At 59.6% G+C, this 19,357-nt stretch carries 19 protein-coding genes; 6 read left to right on the top strand and 13 right to left on the bottom strand.

Translation table 11 applies throughout. The features are described 5' to 3' along the window. Nucleotides 1-4 precede the first annotated feature (4 nt). Nucleotides 5-652: a DUF3043 domain-containing protein gene (locus AC1DA5_RS07670; protein WP_058236549.1), complete on the top strand. Its 648-nt coding sequence runs from the start codon at nt 5-7 to the stop codon at nt 650-652. On the opposite strand, the gene AC1DA5_RS07665 is transcribed toward AC1DA5_RS07670, so the two are convergent. Both AC1DA5_RS07665 and AC1DA5_RS07660 read right to left on the bottom strand, forming a co-directional pair. Further along, nucleotides 649-1,704 carry a quinone-dependent dihydroorotate dehydrogenase gene (locus AC1DA5_RS07665; RefSeq protein WP_092648504.1) on the bottom strand — a complete coding sequence of 352 codons (1,056 nt, stop codon included), beginning with the start codon at nt 1,702-1,704 and terminating at the stop codon, nt 649-651. The genes AC1DA5_RS07670 and AC1DA5_RS07665 overlap by 4 nt on opposite strands. A gap of 18 nt (nt 1,705-1,722) precedes the next feature. Continuing rightward, nucleotides 1,723-2,193: a hypothetical protein gene (locus AC1DA5_RS07660; RefSeq protein ID WP_092648503.1), complete on the bottom strand. Its 471-nt coding sequence runs from the start codon at nt 2,191-2,193 to the stop codon at nt 1,723-1,725. 135 nt (nt 2,194-2,328) lie between these two features. On the opposite strand from AC1DA5_RS07660, the gene AC1DA5_RS07655 reads away from it, so the two are divergent. Beyond that, a complete protein-coding gene (locus tag AC1DA5_RS07655) occupies nt 2,329-3,183 on the top strand; it encodes a TrmH family RNA methyltransferase (protein WP_092649091.1) in 855 nt (284 codons plus the stop codon). Here AC1DA5_RS07655 and AC1DA5_RS07650 read toward each other — a convergent pair. From AC1DA5_RS07650 to AC1DA5_RS07640, 3 genes are read right to left on the bottom strand one after another with little or no spacing between them, the layout of a single operon-like run. Next, nucleotides 3,145-3,909, bottom strand: a complete 765-nt coding sequence (locus tag AC1DA5_RS07650; RefSeq protein WP_480289782.1) for an HAD-IIB family hydrolase — start codon at nt 3,907-3,909, stop codon at nt 3,145-3,147. The genes AC1DA5_RS07655 and AC1DA5_RS07650 overlap by 39 nt on opposite strands. After that, complete coding sequence (locus tag AC1DA5_RS07645) at nt 3,906-4,040, bottom strand: methionine/alanine import family NSS transporter small subunit (protein WP_092648501.1); 135 nt, start codon at nt 4,038-4,040, stop codon at nt 3,906-3,908. The genes AC1DA5_RS07650 and AC1DA5_RS07645 overlap by 4 nt, the downstream gene beginning before the upstream one ends. After that, complete coding sequence (locus AC1DA5_RS07640) at nt 4,037-5,563, bottom strand: sodium-dependent transporter (RefSeq protein ID WP_480289780.1); 1,527 nt, start codon at nt 5,561-5,563, stop codon at nt 4,037-4,039. Before AC1DA5_RS07640 ends, AC1DA5_RS07645 begins: the two co-directional genes overlap by 4 nt. A gap of 115 nt (nt 5,564-5,678) precedes the next feature. Here AC1DA5_RS07640 and deoD point away from each other — a divergent pair, with 115 nt between their 5' ends. Then, nucleotides 5,679-6,386, top strand: coding sequence for a purine-nucleoside phosphorylase (deoD, locus tag AC1DA5_RS07635; protein WP_058236544.1), 708 nt, complete (start codon nt 5,679-5,681; stop codon nt 6,384-6,386). Nucleotides 6,387-6,391: 5 nt separating this feature from the next. Here the strand turns inward: deoD and AC1DA5_RS07630 are convergent, their stop codons facing one another. Then, on the bottom strand, nt 6,392-7,327 hold the full coding sequence (locus AC1DA5_RS07630; protein WP_117394359.1) for an AEC family transporter: 936 nt from the start codon (nt 7,325-7,327) through the stop codon (nt 6,392-6,394). Between the two features lie 38 nt (nt 7,328-7,365). Between AC1DA5_RS07630 and AC1DA5_RS07625 the strand changes: the two genes are divergently transcribed. Continuing rightward, the gene (locus AC1DA5_RS07625; protein WP_480289778.1) at nt 7,366-8,610 is read left to right on the top strand and encodes an alpha-amylase family protein; all 1,245 of its coding nucleotides are present in this window, start codon (nt 7,366-7,368) and stop codon (nt 8,608-8,610) included. On the opposite strand, the gene AC1DA5_RS07620 is transcribed toward AC1DA5_RS07625, so the two are convergent. Further along, nucleotides 8,607-9,635, bottom strand: coding sequence for a glycosyltransferase family 2 protein (locus AC1DA5_RS07620; protein WP_480289777.1), 1,029 nt, complete (start codon nt 9,633-9,635; stop codon nt 8,607-8,609). The genes AC1DA5_RS07625 and AC1DA5_RS07620 overlap by 4 nt on opposite strands. A gap of 5 nt (nt 9,636-9,640) precedes the next feature. Further along, nucleotides 9,641-10,456: an alpha/beta fold hydrolase gene (locus AC1DA5_RS07615; protein WP_058236541.1), complete on the bottom strand. Its 816-nt coding sequence runs from the start codon at nt 10,454-10,456 to the stop codon at nt 9,641-9,643. 69 nt (nt 10,457-10,525) lie between these two features. Between AC1DA5_RS07615 and AC1DA5_RS07610 the strand changes: the two genes are divergently transcribed. Continuing rightward, nucleotides 10,526-11,329, top strand: coding sequence for a Cof-type HAD-IIB family hydrolase (locus AC1DA5_RS07610; protein WP_058236540.1), 804 nt, complete (start codon nt 10,526-10,528; stop codon nt 11,327-11,329). Here AC1DA5_RS07610 and brnQ read toward each other — a convergent pair. Next, nucleotides 11,319-12,704: a branched-chain amino acid transport system II carrier protein gene (brnQ, locus tag AC1DA5_RS07605; protein WP_058236539.1), complete on the bottom strand. Its 1,386-nt coding sequence runs from the start codon at nt 12,702-12,704 to the stop codon at nt 11,319-11,321. The two genes, AC1DA5_RS07610 and brnQ, sit on opposite strands and share 11 nt — an antisense overlap. A gap of 14 nt (nt 12,705-12,718) precedes the next feature. After that, complete coding sequence (locus AC1DA5_RS07600) at nt 12,719-15,289, bottom strand: GH116 family glycosyl hydrolase (protein ID WP_480289775.1); 2,571 nt, start codon at nt 15,287-15,289, stop codon at nt 12,719-12,721. 130 nt (nt 15,290-15,419) lie between these two features. Between AC1DA5_RS07600 and AC1DA5_RS07595 the strand changes: the two genes are divergently transcribed. Next, nucleotides 15,420-16,463, top strand: coding sequence for a LacI family DNA-binding transcriptional regulator (locus AC1DA5_RS07595; protein WP_480289774.1), 1,044 nt, complete (start codon nt 15,420-15,422; stop codon nt 16,461-16,463). A 55-nt stretch (nt 16,464-16,518) separates the two neighbouring features. Here AC1DA5_RS07595 and AC1DA5_RS07590 read toward each other — a convergent pair whose 3' ends face one another. From AC1DA5_RS07590 to AC1DA5_RS07580, 3 genes are all read right to left on the bottom strand, one after another. After that, nucleotides 16,519-17,382: a sugar phosphate isomerase/epimerase family protein gene (locus AC1DA5_RS07590; RefSeq protein WP_058236536.1), complete on the bottom strand. Its 864-nt coding sequence runs from the start codon at nt 17,380-17,382 to the stop codon at nt 16,519-16,521. A 38-nt stretch (nt 17,383-17,420) separates the two neighbouring features. Then, the gene (gene iolG, locus AC1DA5_RS07585; protein WP_058236535.1) at nt 17,421-18,410 is read right to left on the bottom strand and encodes an inositol 2-dehydrogenase; all 990 of its coding nucleotides are present in this window, start codon (nt 18,408-18,410) and stop codon (nt 17,421-17,423) included. A 155-nt stretch (nt 18,411-18,565) separates the two neighbouring features. Further along, nucleotides 18,566-19,306: a sulfite exporter TauE/SafE family protein gene (locus tag AC1DA5_RS07580; protein ID WP_058236534.1), complete on the bottom strand. Its 741-nt coding sequence runs from the start codon at nt 19,304-19,306 to the stop codon at nt 18,566-18,568. Nucleotides 19,307-19,357: the final 51 nt, after the last annotated feature.

Genomic DNA, 19,357 nt, shown 5'->3' with positions numbered 1-19,357 from the left:
AGGTGTGTTATTCCGTAAGAAATCTTCAGAAGAGTCAACGACAGCCGCTCCCGTCGACGAGCCGACGCATGAAGCGAGCGCAAAGAAGGGCCGTCCGACGCCGACGCGCCGACAGGCTGAGGCGCGCAGGAATCGTCCGCTGGTGCCGGCTGACCGTAAGGAAGCCCGCCGTCAGGCCAAAGAGAAGCGTGATGAGCGTTTCCGCCGTGAACAGGAAGCGATGACGACGGGAGACGAGCGCTATATGCCGCCCCAGCATCGTGGCCCTATCCGTCGTTTCATCCGCGACTACCTGGATGCCCGTTGGTCGATCTGCGAGTTCATGATGCCGGTGATGCTGGTTTTCATCGCATTGTCGCTGGCATTTTCCTTCATCGCACCGGCGCAGCAAACCAACGGTCAGCTCCCCGTCGTCATGATGGTGATGTTCATCTTCTTCTACGGCGCGTTGCTGCTCTGCATTATTGAGGGCGTCATCGTCTGGCAGATCCTCAAACGTCGTATCCGCGAGCGCTTCCCTGACAAGGTGATCCCGCGCGGCTCGTGGTTCTACGCATTTTCACGCATGCTGATGGCACGCCGCTGGCGCTCGCCGGCTCCTCAGGTGGGACGCGGTGAGTTCCCGAAGGGGTCGAAGAAACAGAAAGACTAGTTCAGGGCCAGGGCGCGGTTCATCGCGCCCGGCCACGTCGGCCCTTCGAAGACGAATGCGCTGAATGCTTCAACGAGGTCGGCACCGGCATCCAGCATGGCCTGAGCCTGAGATGCGGTGAAGATCCCGCCCGTGCCGATCAGAAGCTGATGGTCGTCCAGGTGCTCAGCAACCAGAGACACCACATCGAGAGCACGCGGGAACAGCGGGGCTCCTGAAACGCCACCTTCTCCCCACTCGTGATTGATCGTCGTATTGGTGGCCACTATCCCGTCCAATTTCATGTCCCGGCTCATGGAGCACACCTCGATGATGTCGTCATCGCTCAGGTCGGGCGCGATTTTCACCAGCAACGGCACGTGACGGCGCTGCTGCGCCGCATCGGCTCCGCGTCGCGCAGCCTCCAGGATGGGGCGAAGCTGATCGACAGCCTGCAGGTCCCGCAGTCCCGGAGTGTTGGGTGAGGACACGTTGACGACAATGAAGTCCACCCACGGCGCAACTTTCTGGGCACAGATCTCGTAGTCACGAGGCGCCTGGTCAAGTGGAGTGACCTTGTTCTTTCCGATATTCGCCCCGACGATACAGCGCCTGCCGTGACGGGTGGATCGCAGCTCACGTAGCTGCGCAACAGCCTGGTCGACACCCTCGTTATTGAATCCCATCCGGTTGCGCAGGCCGGCCTGGTCCATGAGGCGCCACAGGCGTGGCTGGTCGTTCCCTGGCTGCGGTCGGGGTGTGATCGTCCCAATCTCAACGAATCCGAATCCCAGCGCGCACATGCCCTCAATGGCGCGTGCATCTTTGTCCATTCCGGCTGCAAGACCCAGGCGTCCGTGCACGGTGCGCTCACCGATTGTCGGCAGGGAGCGCGTGGGCCACAGCAGCATGGAGCGTGCATGCGGATCCCAGTATCCGATGGTGGCGCGCATCAGTGCGCGGATTAAGCCGTGTCGTCCTGCCCACGCAACGGCGTTAAGGCCTGCATGGTGGGCACGTTCAGGATCAGTGCGGTGGATGACGCTGCGAAAAAGCCATGAGTAGACGGACATGGATCTAGCCTAGCGTCTCTAGTCCCACCATAACCACCACGCCAGATGCCCGACCGGATCATCCAACAAGATGCGGTCGCATTCGTCGGGTGCCAGACAATGCAGCGCGTATCTGTCGCGCAGATATGGCCAGGCTCGCGTCACACCGTCCGGTAATGAGTGACGTATCACGAGCGCATCGACACTGACTCGTTCGTCTCGTCGCGGCTGGCGAATGACATAACCGCTCACGTACACCTCCTGAGGGAAAGTGATCGCAGCATCGAGCGCGGCTTCAACCGTCGGCCCTCCATTTTGCGAACACTGCAGGTTTTCTACACTCAGCAGGCTCCTCAGCTCGCGAGCATCGTCCCCACCAACCATAGTGAAGCGACAATAATCGTGATCATCCAGCTCCATGTAAGGAGCCAAAAGAACTGTGATGCCACTCGTGTCGAGCCACCCTGTAGGCCCATACATTCCCTCTACCTTCGTCTGCTCGGTCAGCATGATGTCCTCCTTCTGTGTCGGTGCGTGCAGTTCACCGCATGAGGATCGACCTGTGCCAGCACGCGCCTGGGCTTTGTGGATTGACGAGGGTACCCACGGTGCGCTGTGGATAAACGATGGAGCATAATGGCGGGTGTGATCATCGATTTAACCGCATGTCAGAGCCTGGAAGACGTGGAAGCAGCCGTACCGGACGGTGCGCTTGCTGACTACACGTGCATGACGGACGTCAAGCTGCGTTCAAGCTTGGAAGTGGAACGCGGACTGTACATGGCGGAATCACACAATGTGATCATGCGGGCACTTGAGACGGGGCATCACCCGCGCTCATTCCTCATGGCGCCGCGCTGGCTCGAGCAGATGGAGCATCTGCTGGCATCCTCGACAGGAAGTGTTGACGGTGGTGACGTGCCCGTGTATATCGCCTCCGAAGAGGTGCTCGAACACATCACCGGATTTCACCTGCATCGCGGGGCTCTTGCCGCTATGCAGCGTCCCGAGCTGCCGGACGTGTCGGACCTCTTGGCACGTTCGCGCCGGATCGCTGTGCTGGAAGACCTGGTTGATCACACGAATGTCGGTGCAATCTTCCGTTCTGCAGCTGCTCTGGGTGTTGACGCGGTCATCGTCACACCTCGCTGCTGTGATCCGCTGTATCGGCGCTCCGTCCGTGTCTCCATGGGCACGGTCTTTCAGGTGCCGTGGACTCGGCTGGATACCTGGCCAGCCGTTGACGTGCTGCGCGAGGCGGGCTACTGCACGGTCGCCTGCGCACTCAGTGATGACTCACTGAGTCTCGATGAGTTCGTGGCGAACCCTCCGGACAAGAAGGTGGCATTGCTCTTCGGTACTGAAGGCGACGGATTGTCGCGCCGCACCATTGAGCAGACAGATCTGACGGTGCGTATCCCGATGGCCGGCGGAGTGGATTCGCTGAATGTGGCTGCTGCGTCAGCAGTGTTCTTCTGGGCGACTCGCGCACTCAATTAGCTGCGCGATCACCTCAGCACACTGCTCCCATCCTGACACTGGGATCGTCGTGAATCCTGCGGCTTTCACCGGGTAGTCGTTGCCACCCTCGTCAAGCCTGTCCCCGACAAACACTATGTCGCTGGCGGCGATACGTGTTGCCTCGACCAGGTGGCGCATGCCGAACGCCTTGTCAACGCCCTGCCGGGTGATATCGACAGATGTGGACCCGCCACCGCGTACCGACAGCTCAGGAACGTCGCGGGCGACCCGCTCAGCCAGTGCAGCTTTCTTCGTTCCGTCCGGGTCCCATGCGCGCTTGGCCTCCAGGGGCGCTTCCTGCCCCAGGGCAGAGAAGGTGATCTGTGATCCTCGATCTTCAATAATGTCTCCCCAGGTGTGGCTTTCCCAAATTCCCAGGTCGTGTGCGTGCCGAGTCAGGGACTCGATGGCCCGCTGGCGCTCGTCTGCGCTCAGATCCATCGCGTAGATCTGGTGCCACTGCTGGTCGCGATACCTGAAGTAGCGGGTTCCACACGTTGGCATCAGGTGCAGGCGCTCAAGCTGCGCGTCGTCAGCGTGCAGGTGCGCCAGGACCTGTGTGCGGAATTGGCCGATGTGTCCTCCGGAGATGATGCACACGTCGGCAACGTCGAGGAGCGCGCACAGGCGCTCGTCCATCAGGGACGGGAGCGGCGACTTCGAGGGGGCTAACGTATCGTCCAGATCGAAAGCTGCCAGTTTCACTCGACAGGCTCCTCAATGGTGTCGTCAACGTCAGGCTGCTTGAGGGTCTTGAGTGCGACGGTCGAGGCGACGAGGCCTCCCCACACGAGCAGGATCGAGATGACCATCAAGATGAGTGCGCTCGCTGTCATTGTTCCAGTCCTTTCGCGCGCGAGTCGAGGGAGTGATGCCACTTGGTCACCGTCATGATAACGGCGAAGACGATGATTGCCAGCAGCATTCCCCAGCCGAACATGCCGACAAAGGAGGTAGCATGCCCGTCATATCCGTGCATCACATAGTCGATGAGTGCGCTGATAAGCATGAAGCCCAGGACGATCGGGCTGACTACACCCACGACGAGGTCCCAGAAAGCGGGAACTCGGATCGATGAGACCGAGTTGAGGTGCGCACGCAGTCCCTTCAGGCGCGGACCGGCGAACGCGGAAAGCAAGCACAGCGCCATGGCGGAGGCAACCACGCCGATGTTGTTGACGAAGGTGTCGATGACGTCGAGGACATTCAGCCCCGAGCGCACACCGAACAGTCCCAGCGACAGCACCATCGCAGGCACGCCCATAATCATCGCAGCCTTACGCGGGGTGACTCCGAACTTGTCCTGGATGGAGCCGGAAACAACCTGCAACAGTGACAGCAGCGAGGTGATTCCTGCCAGCGTCAGGGACGTGAAGAACAGGACGCCGAAGATGGGGCCGCCTGGCATCATCGAAATAATCTGTGGGAAGGTCACGAACGACAGGATCGGGCCGGTAAGGCCTTCCAGTTCGTTCACGCCAACGTGTTGAGCATGTGCCATGAAGCCGAGGGCGGCGAATACGCCGATGCCGGCGAGCAGCTCGAAGGATGAGTTGGCAAAACCTGCAACAAGGCCGGTTCCGGTCAGGTTTGACTTGGGCTTGAGATAGGAGGCGTAGGTCGCCATGATGCCGAAGCCCACTGACAGCGAGTAGAAAATCTGTGCAAACGCTGCCAGCCACACATGCGGATTCGTCAGCTGATCCCATTGCGGGGTGAAGAAAGCGTTAAGTCCTTCCATGGCGCCAGGCAGGAACAGTGCGCGCACCACCATCACCACGAACAGGATGACCAGTAACGGCAGGAAAATACGGTTCGCCAGTTCCACGCCCTTGGTCAGTCCGCGTCCCACGATGAACAGGACGAACAGCCAGATCACGGCCAGGGGGACCAACACTGACAGGACGGGTGTCCATGACACTGAATCTGATCCGTCGAGTTGGAGGAACGTTTCGAGGAAGAAGGTCTGCGAGTCATCTCCCCATGCCAGGGTGATGGAGTGCCACGCATAGCTGGCCGCCCAGGCAACCACCGCTGCGTAGTAAATGAAGATGACGAAGCAGACGCCGACCTGGAACCAGCCGAGGAATTCTCCGCCGGCTGTCATGCGGCGCAGCGCCCACGGCGGTGAGCCACGCAGTTTATGACCGATCGCGTAGTCAAGAAAGAGGATCGGGATACCGACGCAGACGAGTGAGACGAGGTACGGCACCAGGAATGCGCCACCACCGTTGGCGTAGGCCACGCCTGGAAAACGCCAGATGTTCCCCAGGCCGATAGCTGAACCAATGGCTGAGATAAGGAACGCTGTTTGACCGGACCACGTTTCGCGACGCGGTTTGGTTTGTTGTGAGCTCATTTTCGTCACTCCATCACTTACGGGATGAAGCTCACGCTAGAGTATTGTCAGCGCGCGGTGAAGAAGTATCCGCATATCGGATGGTCTCGCGCCACACGAGAACGAAGGAAGGCCCATGTCGACCCCACACATTGCAGCTGAGCCAGGTGATTTCGCCCCCGCAGTCCTGATGCCGGGTGACCCGAAGCGTGCCCAGCGTATTGCTGAAACAATTTTGGACTCACCACGCCTGGTCACTGATGTGCGCGGCATGCTGGGCTTCACCGGCACTGTCGACGGTCAGCCACTGTCGGTGATGGGATCGGGAATGGGTCAGCCTTCCGCAACGATCTACGTCACCGAACTGATGAAGTTCTTCGACGTTCAGCGCGTGATCCGCGTCGGCACGTGCGGCGGAATCTCACCGAAAGTTCATGTGGGCGACACGATCGTCGCGATCGGTGCACACACGGATTCCGTAATGAATCAGCTGCGCATTCCCGGTGTCAATTTCAGTGCGGTCGCCTCGTTCAACCTGGCGCGAGCCGCCGTCGAGGCCGCAACCGAAGACGACACTGTTCACGTGGGAACGATTATTTCGCGTGACCACTTCTACTTCGCGCCCGACGGTCAGACACAACGCCTGGCGGACTATGGTGTGTTGGGCGTGGATATGGAAGCTGCCGCGATGTATGGCGTGGCGGCAGAGTGCGGCCGAGAGGCACTGACCGTGTTGACGTGTTCGGATCACCTGCTTGACTCGTCGTCGGATATGACGGCGCAGGAACGTGAAACACAGTTTGAGACGACGCTGCGTCTGGCGGTCGCTGCCGCGCTGTCGTGATCTGTCTAAACCAGAGCCGCAAGGTGAAAGAGCCAGGCGATCAGCACGGTCACCGGCAGTGACATGATCGTGGTAATCAGCACAGTGCCCTGCGCGATGTGATTGCCGACGCCTGCCCGCGCTGAGGCGATGAAGGCATTTTGCGCGGTGGGCATCGCGCCCATCACCGTGACTGCCAACAGCGCGTGCCCGTCCATGCCCAGCAGCAGTCCTGCTCCGAACGCGCACGCCGGCTGAACCATGAGTTTGAAGCAGCTGGCGAGTATCACCATGTGCCCGTCCTGGGATCGCACAGTCAGGCGCTGCCCCACCAAGGAAGCGCCAAAACTAATCAGGACCAGCGCCGGCGCGGACTGCCCGATCATCTCGGTCGCGTTGGCGATCAGTGGCGGCACATCCAGGCTCACCGCTGCGCACAGGAATCCGAGGAACGCCGCGATCACCATCGGGTTGGTCACCACGGAGCGCACGATGGTCAAAATCGACAGCGTGATACCCGGCGTACACAGGTCGATGAGGACGAAGAACATCGGGGTGAAGAAGCCCAGCTGAAACACCATGATCGGCACTCCGTGAACCGCTGACCCCAGTACGTAAATCGCGATCGGGATGCCGACGTAGGCCGCGTTGTTCAACGAGGACGACATTGCGCCGACCGTCAGATCGCCAACCGCCGGCCGCATCGTCAGGCGAGCGATCAGAGCGAACACGCTGGCGGTGACGACACCGCTTGCTGCTGCCACGACGAGGGGACGGCCGATGACGACATCAAGATCAGCTGATGCGATCGTGGAGAACAGCAGTGCGGGCGCGGCGATCCAATACACCAGGTCAGTGATGTGTCCAGTAGCATCGGTCTTGAGGATCTTCGTTGCGCGCGCGATCCATCCAACAGCCATAATGACTGCGATGACCGCGATGCCCTCGATGACTTGTCCCACGCGTCTACATTATGGCCACAACCAGGAAAGCGAAAGTCATGTCATGGATTGATCACATGGTGTGGTGGCACGTCTACCCGCTGGGAATGTGCGGCGCCCCCATTCGTCCTCCGTTCGGGGCCGACGCGTCGGCGCACCGGATCACCATGCTGGAAAACTGGCTGGACTACCTGATCGAGCTGGGAGCCAACGGCCTGCTTCTGGGCCCGATCTTCCAGTCAACATCACATGGCTACGACATTCTTGACCACTTCGCAGTTGACCCGCGCCTGGGAGATGAAGCTGACTTTGATCACCTCATTGCCGCGTGCCACGAGCGCGGCATCCGCGTGGCATGTGACGGTGTCTTTTCTCACGTCAGCTCTCGGCACCCGCTGGTCAGCGAGGTTCTCACTGCCGGCCCCGGCAGTGAGCACGCGGAATTATTCGACATTGACTGGGAGGATCCCGCAGGTCCGACTCCACGCATCTTTGAAGGTCACGGTGAGCTGGTTCGGCTCAATCACGCCGGTGCACAGGCACGCGCATACGCCACCGACGTCATGACCTACTGGCTTGAACGCGGCATCGACGCCTGGCGTCTGGATGCCGCCTACTCTGTGCCGAGCGATTTTTGGCGCGACGTTATCGACCCCGTTCGGGCGCGTTTCCCTGAAGCGTGGCTGATGGGTGAAGTAATCCACGGTGACTACAACGACATGATCGAGCAGTGCCATTTTGATTCACTGACCCAATACGAACTGTGGAAGGCAATCTGGTCGAGTATCTCGGATCGAAATTTCTTTGAGCTGCAGTGGTGCCTCGATCGTCACAACCATTTCCTCGATTCCTTCACCCCACAGACATTCATCGGCAACCACGACGTCACGAGAATTGCCTCGCAGATCGGGAGCCAACATGTCGGCGTCGCTCTCGCCATTGTCATGACTGTCGGCGGGATCCCATCGATCTACTATGGCGACGAACAGGGCTATACCGGAATCAAGACCGAGGAGCTCGGCGGCGACGATCAGGTGCGTCCCTCGTTCCCTGATCTGCCCGACCACCTGTCGAATCTGGGCGAATCAGTGTTCCAGACCCACCAGGCGCTCATTGCGCTGCGTCGCCAGCATCCGTGGCTTGTCCATGCGCGCACGCAGGTGTGCGAGGTAACCAACGAGCAGCTGTCGTACCGCTCCAGCGCGGATGGACACACGATCTGCGTTTTTCTCGACCTGCATGATTCTGACGCGCCGCACGTCACGATCACCGAGCCCGGCGGGCAGATTCTTTTCGCATTCTAATTAAAGCCGAGGACGGCGCGGGCGATGCGGTAGATCGATAGCGGGATGACGCGTCCGGGCGTTCCCGGCAGCGAGATCAGCCGTCCGAGCAGACCTGATCTGACCTGCCGAGTGACCTGCGGGTAGTCTCGGTCAGCTTCCGCCCACAGGCGTTCTTTCTCCTGGACGTGTTCTGGTGTGCCAGAGAGCAACAACATCAGGGAGCACACGATGAAATTGATGCGCAGGTAGTGAATCATGTAGCGATACAGGTGTGCAGGGACAGTGGATTCGTCAGGGGTGCCGGCAAGCATCCCCGCGTTGACGCGCAGCAGCTGGTCGATACGTGAAATCATGACTTTTTCGTTCACTGACTGGTCATCGCGGCCAATGAAGTAGCGGTACAGATTCGCATCGATGTAGCGCAGCGTTCGCACATGCGGCAAGGGCACGTAGGAATACAGGTAGTCCACGTAGAAGGTATGCTCCGGCAGGATCATCCCGGATTGTCTGACCAGCTCGGTGCGAAAAATGAGCGTGTGCATCATGAGGTACTGGTCGTAGCGGCACGCACGCATGTCATCCCACCCAATGATGCGATCAGCAGGAAGAACGTTGAGGAAGCGGACCGCATGCTTATGAGATTTTCCCTGTTTCTCGTAGACGTAGTTCGCCACGTACATGTCGACGTCGTCGCCGCGGTCCTGGTCTGCGGCCATCTGATCCAACACGCGTGTCAGCGAGCGCCGGTCGAGCCAGTCGTCAGAGTCCACGACTTTCAGGTAACGGCCAGTGGCCTCGCGGATGCCGGTGTTGAGGGCGCCGCCATGCCCTGCGTTAGCCTGGTGGACTGCGCGGATTTCAGGGAATCTGCGCGCCAGTTTGTCGGCAAGCTCGGGAGTCTTGTCACTCGATCCATCGTCGATGATGAGGATTTCGATGGGGTGCGCATAGCCGATCAGGGACTCCACACATCGGCGCAGATAATCTTGCGAGTTATACGCCGGGATGATGACGCTCAGCAGTGGCTGATGAGATATGTCCACATCGGTCATAGTACGTGATCGAGAATGATCTGAGTGGCAGGAACGGCATCTCGCAGCACAGCTTCGTGGCCGTGATCCTCGATCGACGCGTACGTGCCGTGTGGCAGCAGCTGTGCCACGCGCTTCGTCCAGTCGTGCGGACACACCAGGTCGTCTTCTCCGCGCATGACCAGTGTGGGTGTGGGCACCTGCGGGTAGATGCGTTCAACGCGGTGATCCATCATGGCGCGAATCGTTCGGAAGAACCAGACTGGGCCGGCACGCAGATAATTCGCAACACCCACTGCCATCACGTGCAGCCCATCGTCGGCAAAGTCAGTAATCAGATCCCATGCCTGTTGGTGGAGGGTCCGCCTGGCGGGGTTGATGGTCGGAGCAATCAGAACCAGCTGATCGATCAGGTCGGGCCGTTGCTGCGCCACCTCCACTGCGACCTGGGTGCCCATCGAGTGACCAATCACGATCACGTGACGCAGCTTGTTGTCCCGTATGAAAGCGGCAACGAGTTTGCCGTACTGAGCCATCGACGGGGGGCGCTTCGGAGTGGGTGAATCACCAAAGCCTGGCAAGTCAACCGTATAGGCAGTGCCGTGAGGTGCCAGTTCCCTGGCCAGTCCAGCCAGTGCTCGCCTGCCCATCCCCACGCCGTGAATCATGACGAAGACAGGGCGGGAAGGATCCGGCGCATGTTCCTCGACGCGGTTATCACGCATGGCGTAGACCATGCGGATACGACCGCGCTGGTAGGTGCGTACTTCAACGTCCGAGTCTTCCTGAAAGACCGGGTCGCCCGAGGAATCATCGGTTCCGATATACGCCATCGCTTCTCCTTATTTCAGCTGACCATTCTTCCACAGGTATGACACACTGCCTAATACGAAGGAGGTACCGTGGCTCGACTCGTTCTGATTGATCTTGACGGCACGCTGCTCACACGGACGCAGGACGTGCCACCATCTGCTCAAGCTGCCTGCCGCGAGGCACGCGAGGCCGGACATATTCTGGCCATGTGCACCGGCCGATCCACTCCAGAAATCTACCCGTGGCTGTGGGATCTGGGCTTTTCCGCAGTAATCGGCGGATCAGGTGCCTACGTTGAGGTCGATGGTCAGGTGATCCGAGATGAACGCATCGACCGTGCGGACATTGAATCAGTCAACAAGGTGCTGAGCCGCAATGAGTGTTTGTGGGTGTGGCAAAGTTCCGAGGCCATGCATCCGTCTGCCGACTATTTGTCAGTTTTCCCCGGCAAAGATCCCGACTGGGTGCCGTATATGCGCCAGATCGAACCGTACCTGCGCTCCGGGATACCCGATTCGGCCTCGAAATGTGCGTTCCTGGCACCTCGCGCCGGAATATTTGAGGCGATGAGCAGCCAGCTGGATGAGCGTTTCGACATCATCGGTGGATCGGTGGGTACGGCCGATGCGCGCGTCGGTGAAATCCTCAAAGCACAGTGTCACAAACTGACGGGCGCCCATGTGCTGTGTGGTCACCTTGGAATCAGCATCAGTGACGTTGTAGGAATCGGTGACTCCCCCAATGACCGTGAGCTTCTGGCGGGTGTGGGCACGAGTATCGCGATGGGCAATGGAAGCGAAGACGTCAAGGCGATCGCCTCGTGGGTGACCTCCCCCGTTGACGAGGATGGTCTGGCGCGCGCTTTTGAGTACGCCGGATTGATTACGCGGTAGTTCCCGTTTCGGGCAGGTCATGCAGCAGTGTTGACCGGCGGGCAATCTCCGAGGGGCTCTGAATTGGCAGTCCTCGGATTTTGTCGATCACGATGCAGATAGCAGCCAGGATGGCAACTGGCAGGATCCATGACAGTCCTTGACCATACAGCGGCAGCTTCATGATGGCGGGGATCGCCCGACCAATTTCAATGTCGAAGGAACGCAGAAGGTCGTTGAGTGCGAAAACCGCCGCGAGCGCAACCGGCAGGCGATAGGCCCACACCAGGCGGAAACGCAGTGCGGCCTGGATCAGCGTGAGGAAAATCAGCGTAACGGCTACGGGGTAGAGGAGCGCGTTGAGAGGAGCCGCAATGTCGAGGATGACGGTCAGGCCCAGGTTCGCCATCAGTGCGCCGATGATGGTGAAGATGATGCTCCACCCTCGGTAGTCAACAGCAGGGATCAGGGTCGCGAAATAGGAGGCGGTCGAGGTGATCAGGCCAACCGCCGTCGTCAGACATGCCAGAAGGACGATTCCGGAAAACACCCACGATCCTGCTGATCCGAGGGCGACGTGCGAAGCGTAGGCAAGCAGTTCTGCACCGTTGTTGAATTGCTGGCCAACGGAGCGACCCAGATGCCCCAGCCCCAGGTAGACAAGTCCCAGCAGTACTGCCCCGACCACACCTGACATGATGCAGGCGATGACGGAGGGGCGCCCCGCGGGTACTCCACGCGAGTACAGCGACAGCAGGACAACAATCCCGAAGACCAGTGCAGCCAGCGAATCCATCGTCAGGTAGCCCTCCAGGATGCCGGACGTGAAAGGCGAGGACGCGTATTCCTCGCTCGGCGCACTGGGAGCAGCGCTCAGGCGCGCGGATCCCACGATCACCAGGATGACGATCAATGTCAGAAGGGCAGGAGTCAGATACTTGCCCAGCGCGTCGACGATGCCGGCGCGGCGCAGTGACAGCCATAGGCTCAGAGCAAAGAACGCCACGACGAACAGGAGCAGCGCCACTGTGCCCGATATTCCGGTTGGCCCGACAAACCCCATTTCGTACGCAACGTTCGCAGTACGCGGGATCGCGTAGAACGCGCCGATCGACAGGTAGATCAGTGCCGGGAAGATCATCGCGAAAACCTTGCCGGTTCGCTTGGCAATATCTCCCAGCCCGGCGCCAGACACTGCCACCGCAATAATCGCCAGCATCGGCAGAACCACACCGGTTGACAGGAAACCAAGGATCGCCGGCCAGTAGTTCGTTCCAGCCTGCTGTCCCAGTTGTGGAGGGAAGACCAGGTTTCCCGCTCCGAAGAACATGGAGAACAGCATCAACCCCACGACAATGATGGTGGTCGGGATTCCTGCACGCTTCGCAGATGTCACTGGGCGCCTTTCGATCAACTTTCCTGTGCTGCAGACAGTTTAGCGCTCTCTCCAGCTGAGATGTTCACTCCTTCCGGCGCCACGAGGGTATCTGCCACGGTCACGGTCGTGGCATCGATGGTGCCGTACAGGCAGGTCAGTGTGAGGCCTCCCTCGTCGCGCGTCAGCGTGCCCCAACCGGTGCCCGTCATCACGACGAGGCTGCGGCGCGGCTCGCGGGCAATCCTCAGTTCGCCGGTGAACTGGTTCCACGTGATCCCTGTGAGCTCATCGAAGACGCTCCAACCGGACAGCGCGCGCGTGTAGTGGTCACCGCATTCGATTTCGTTGTACGGATTGCGTGTCGTGCCGTCGTAACGCGCCCACAGTCCGTGCAGGACCGCATAGCCTTCGTCGGTGAGCCCTTCGTGCAGGCAGTGTGCCGCCACCTGATATTCGATGCCCGTCCACACTTCGTCGCAGTATCGTGTGGGCACATCGGGTCGCCCACCGGTCGGCCATGAGCACATCAGCAGACCCGTTTCCTTGCCGGTAGCGAATGAGCGGTAGGGGTGCTCGAAGTCGTCAAAACCGGTGCGTAGGTTCAGGCGTACAACATTCTTCAGCGCCGTCACCACGTGGTCGCGTGGCAGCAGGTATCCCAGGTCAAGCTGGTGCGCCCACCATTGGCCGATGAGCTGGTCAGACAGGCACCCGTCCTTCCACTGGAAGTCGTCGCGATCCCCTTCTTCGAGGACCTGGCGGTAGTACTCGCCGGTGAACAGCGCCTCATCGTAGGCACGTGAGGATGCCTCGAAGCGTTCGCGGTAGTGGCTGGCGCGCTCATCGTCGCCCAGAAGTTTGGAAATCTCTTCCATCGCGCGCAGTGCTGCCAGCCAGTACTTTCCCATGTAGGAGTTAATGCCACACAGGTCAATGTCGTGCGTGGAGGGCTGAATGCCGTGGAGCAGTCCGGTTGAGTCGGGGTCCCATGTGTTTTCGATGTAGTCCATCAGCCGCACCAGGTTCGGCCAGTACTGCTCCAGCCATGCGCTGCCCGCCTGGTAGCGGGCTTCGCGGTAGGTGCGCAGAACGATTGACAGCATTCCGTCAAGCGCCGGATCGCCCGGTCCTCCGATTTCCCGATCCCAGATCTGTGGCGTCTCCAGTGGCAGCAGGACGCGGTGCGGGATGAATCCTTCGGGTGCCTGCGTGATGGTGAACTCTGTTTCGCGCATGGAGCGTTCCATGCGTGGGAAGAGCTTGGCTGTGGCTTGCGCGTAGGCGTGCACGTGCGTGCAATTGAGCGGACATGACCCGCCGACGAATCCAGCCCACATCGGCGTGGATGCGCCCAGGACTCCCTCGAAGGCGAATGTGCGGTCATCAGCACTTTGGAAGTAGCTCGGGGAGCGCACAATTGCGGCCTGTGTGAGCATCCGATCTGCGACTTCGCCGCCCGGTTCGTCGGCCAGGTCAGAGTTCGTCATGGCATCCACCCATGCGCGTGAGTGGTGTTCGAGGGTGTCCCAGTTTTCGTGTACGTACGCGGTGACCTGTGAGGCATCCGACCAGCGTGTGGTGTAGCGGTTTCCCAGCCAGTGTGTGGCCGGAGCGTAGGTGGGTTGTACGCCTCCAAATTGAACGAAGTTGACGTATCTGTTCGGGAAGTGCCATGTGATCGCGACGCGCACTGTGGTGGTTTCACCCGGTTCAAGGAAGAACTGCGAGACCACTCCCCCGTTCCATGTTGATCCTGACGGGCTGGGCATGGGACGCGCTGTGATGCCGTTGGGCTGCGGGTCAGGCAGGTCATCTGGAACACCGTTCCATTCGTCGGGGCCCACCGGCTGGCGTGTCGCCATGAAGTCCATGAACTGCGCCGGATCAGTCCACTGAGGAAGGGAGCTGACGCGCGTGCCTGACACGCTCAGGCTCATGGTGCCTGCGCCGGGATCGCGCGGGGCGGATTCGTTTAAGGAGGGGTTGGTCATGGTGAGTTCGGTCCAACCGTCTGCGCGGTGGACGGTGTTGACGTTGCCGCCGTATCGCGGTGAGTGGACGCCTACCGGGTTGGTCATGCCGTCATGACCGATGGCGTTCTGCAGACCTGCGCCGAGCCAGCCGTTGAGCCCGGTCTTGGGGTCAGTGTTCGTGAAGGTGAAGGTGAAAAGGGCGGCAGGTAGTGCGGAGTCATCTTCGTTCAGCGGGATGAGCGGGGTGAATGCGTCGAGCGTGACTTTCACCGGCAGTGTGTCGTCATCGAATGTCACGGTGCCAAATGGATAGTGTCCTTCGAAGGAGGCACTGGCCATCGGTGAGAAGTCCTCGAGCAGGTCGCGCTGCCAAGTCGGTACGTCATCATCGTTGACCAGGACTGTTGGTTCGTGCGGCTCACCTGGTTGGGCGATCAGGACACACTGTTCGTTGAAAGGCGGCTCCCACTGACTGATGCGTAGGGCAAAGAATGATCCGGGTAGCGTTCCCGTGTGATTTCCGATGTTGTGCAGCTGCCATTGTTTGAGTGATCCGTCCGCAGCGAGCGCCAGGTTTCCCGTTCCGATCCCGCCGAGGGGCAGAGCAGTGAATGGATGTGGGGTGGTCATCGTCGGCCTTTCATGCAATCGATTACATTTTAGGCTAATATTGCTGACAGTCCACGTCAAGACGGGTCTGCAGTGGCGCAGTCATTACACTTGACAGCAACACTGGTTGGCATTTTGCGGAAAAGACACTATGAAAAGAAAACATCAATCCATCGATGCTCCCCAACGCGTGCGCATGATCGATGTCGCTCGCGCCGCAGGGGTGTCAACGGCGACCGTCTCACGCGTGTTGAGCAATGCAGGCACCGTTAAGCCTGACCTCGCTGAACGGGTGATGGAAGCTGTCAGGCGCACGCATTATGTCCCCGATTCAACAGGTCGCGCCCTGCGCCGCCAGCGCTCGGATGTGTGGGCTGTCATCGTGTCGGATATTCAGAACCCGTACTTTTCGCGACTGGTCGCCTCCATTGAGCAGATCGCCACCGCCAACGGCCTGTCGATCGTGTTGTGTAATACGGGTGAAGATCTGGACCGCGAGCGCCGCTTTATTGCCAATGCCATTTCACAGCGCATGTGCGGAGTGATCCTGACCGCGGCGTCGGAAGCTGATGAGAACGTTGAGCTGCTGACCCGGGCCCGCATTGCCACCGTCGTCGTTGACCGGCGTGTCGGATCGTACGAGGGCGACTCGGTGCTCTTGAATAACGTTCTTGTCGGCCGGTTGGCTGCGAATCATCTGATTGAACGCGGGCATCAGCGTGTTCTGTGCTTGTTTGGTCCGTCTGCAGCTTCCACCACGTTTGACCGCTATCTGGGTTTCCAGGCCGCATGGACGGAGGCGCATCGCGATCGTCATGGTTTGCAGCTGGTGGAGACGAATATTCACGCCGGAGGAGCCCGCCAGGCGACCGCGTCCGCTTTGGCTCGAGCCCACCCGCCGACCGCTATCTACGCGGCGAACGCCGTGCTGTCGATGGGTGTGTATCGGGCGGTGCAGGAAAGTGGGCGGCGCATGCCCGAGGATGTGTCACTGATCGGCACCGATGATGCTGACTGGACGACAATGGTGTCACCTCAGGTGACTTTGATTTCGCAGCCCGTGGAGGAAATGGGGACGCGCGCGGCGTCGATTTTGCTGGAGCGGATGGAGGATCCGGACGGGGAGCCACACCATGTGGTCGTGTCGCCATCTCTGATCGAAAGGGAGACGACAGGCACAACCATCGCGCCTTAGACGCTCATGAGGCGCCTCGCCAGACAGCGCGAGACGCCTCATGAATAGACTCGTCTTACTTGTCGAGAGTCTTGAGTGCTTCCAGCGACTTCTCGACATCAACGACGGGACCGCCGTTTGCCGGTGGTTCCTCATCGATCATGATGTCCTGCTCCAGGACGTAGTATCCGTCAAATCCGGCTTCGTCGAGTTTGTTGACGATCTCGGCGAAATCGATGTCGCCCTCGCCAATGGGTGCGAACATGCCGGCCTTGACGCCTTCGCTCCATGTGAGTTCGCCGGGCAGAAGCTTGTCGGTCATTTCCTTGTGGATGTCCTTGGCGTGGACGATGTCGACGCGGTCGGCGTACTTGTTGACCAGTTCGACTACGTCTGCGCCACCGCAGGCGAGGTGGCCGGTATCCAGGCACAGGCCGACCTTCGAGTTGTCCAGGACGCGCTCGACTTCGTCAACGTTTTGCACCATGGTGCCCCAGTGCGGGTGCAGGCACGCGATCACGTTGCGCTCGGCGCATGCGGCTGAGATACGGTCAAGGTTGGTGAACAGTGTTTCCCAGCCCTTTTCGTCCAGGACTGGACGCTCGTCATAGCCTTCAACGCCGGAGTCAGCTGCGAGGATCAAGTATTTGCCGCCTGCGACCTCGAACGCATCGAGTTCTTTCTGGACGGCGGGAATCGGGTCGGTTTCAGGGTCATGCATGATGGCCAGGAAGAATGCACCGACGACGTCGAGTTCGTATTTGGCGACCTCGGTGGCGCGGGCTTCTGCTTCGAGCGGCAGCCATCCCTGGGGGCCGAATTCTGTGGCGGTCAGACCGATCTGCTTCATTTCCGTTAGGACGCGCTCCGGGCTCATCTGGTATCCCCAGCCTGGAACTTCACATACACCCCAGCTGATCGGGGCTCCTGCAATTTTCATCGTGTCAACCTTTCATGTCGTGTGGATATGCGGGCGATTCAGGACAATGTAATGGATGTGCCGGTCAGAGCGGATTCCTGTGCTGCTTCAGCGATTTGCAGCGCCTTGATCCCATCGGTGACGTTCGGGGTCGGTGTCTGGCCGTGTGCAATCGCGTCGAGGAAGGTGTTGAGCTCATTGCTGTATGCCTGGGCGTAGCGTTCCAGGAAGAAGTTGAGGTAAGGCTCTTTCGATGCGGAGAAGTTCGAAGTGGACAGCTCAACGGTTGTGGCGCGCACATTGTCGGCATTGAGCACACCGTCGGCACCGAAGACTTCCAGGCGCTGGTCATATCCGGGGGCGCAGTGGCGCGAGTTGATGATGGTCGCGACAACGCCGTTGGCGTTGCGCAGCAGGATCATTGTTGCGTCGAAGTCGTTGGCTTTCTTGATCTCCGGGTCGAAGTTCTGGCCGTAGGCGAATACCTCGACAATGTCGCCGAGGAAGAAGCGCGCCATATCGAAGTCGTGGATCGTCATGTCCTTGAAGATGCCGCCTGAGGTGGCCACGTACTGCGGGCTGGGAGCTTCAGGGTCACGCGAGGTGATGGTCACCTGCTCAACCTGGCCGATCTCACCCCGATCGACGAGGGCTTTGATCGCGGCGAAGGACGGGTCGAAGCGGCGGTTGAATCCGAGCATGATGGTCGGGTTGAGGCCTTCGAGGTCCTTCTCGAGCTGCTTAGCTGCCTCGTAATCCAGGGCGATCGGCTTTTCGCACAGTGCGGGCAGGCCGGCTTTGGCGGCGGCAATGATGTGCTGTGGGTGCTGCGGTGTCGGGGAGCAGATGACGACTGCGTCTAGGTTGTCGAGGGCGAACAGGTCCTGCGCGTCGGACAGAACCGTTGCGCCGAATCGCCCACCCAGTTCCTGCGCTGCCGGCTGATACGGATCAGCAATTGCCACAAGCTGTGCGTTGGGGTTGGCAGCGATGGTGTTGGCATGCACGTGTGCGATGCGTCCCGCACCGATGAGACCAATATTGACCATAATAAGACCTTCCTTATTGTCATGAACAACCGGCGTTGGCTATCCCGTTGTGCCTCTATCCCACGATCCTATCACGGCTTGTTCTGACATTAAACCCCGATTCGGCGTCTTTCGGCACCGAATCGACGACAGATGACAGGTCTTTGCGAGATCCTCTACACAAGTAGATATGCCGCAGAAGCAATAGTTAGGACAATAACAATGGCGTTGAAGACATTTTGATTGATCCTGTTGGCGACCAGCTTGCCAACGGCACAGCTCGCAATGACGACGGGAGCCAGAATCAGCGCTATTGTCACAACCTCACGCGTTACCAGGCCTATTCCTGCTGAAAACGGCAGCTTGACAAGGTTAATGAGAAAGAAAAACCACGCCTGGGTTCCCAGGAACCTCTGAACATCAAAACCGGAGGCTAAAAAGTACATCGACATGACGGGCCCACCCGAGTTCGCGGACATCGTCGTGAAACCACCTAACGCGCCATAGATTCCGCGCACGCCGCTTCGTGCGACCGCTTTCTTCATCTTCTCCCCATAGGCGTGCATGAGCGCGAGCGTGAGGAATGTCAGTGCCAGGACAATAATTCCGATGGAGCGACGCACAACCGTGTCGGAGGCGAAGTACAGGAATGCCGCACCACAAGCCACACCGATGATGACAGATGGGATCAGCCGAAAAAGGGTTCGCCAGTCACATGTCTTGAAGTACACCCAAACCGCGATTATGTCCCCTACCAGCAACAGAATCAGCAGGACGGCCGTCGATTCCCTTGCCGGTAATACTGCCGCAAACATTGCAACAGCCACGCTGACCACTCCAGGCAGAGCAGTCTTACCCAGACCTACAAATATCGACGCGATCGCTAGGACGATCCACGCTCCCGCTGACAGATCCAACTGACTTCACCTCCCTACATCGCTTTGTCCTCACAAATAATGGTAGATCTT

It is taken from the genome of Pauljensenia sp. C0254C2, assembly GCF_056583835.1.
The sequence above is the reverse complement of the archived record's forward strand: the minus strand, read 5'-3'. Positions and strand labels throughout refer to the sequence as shown.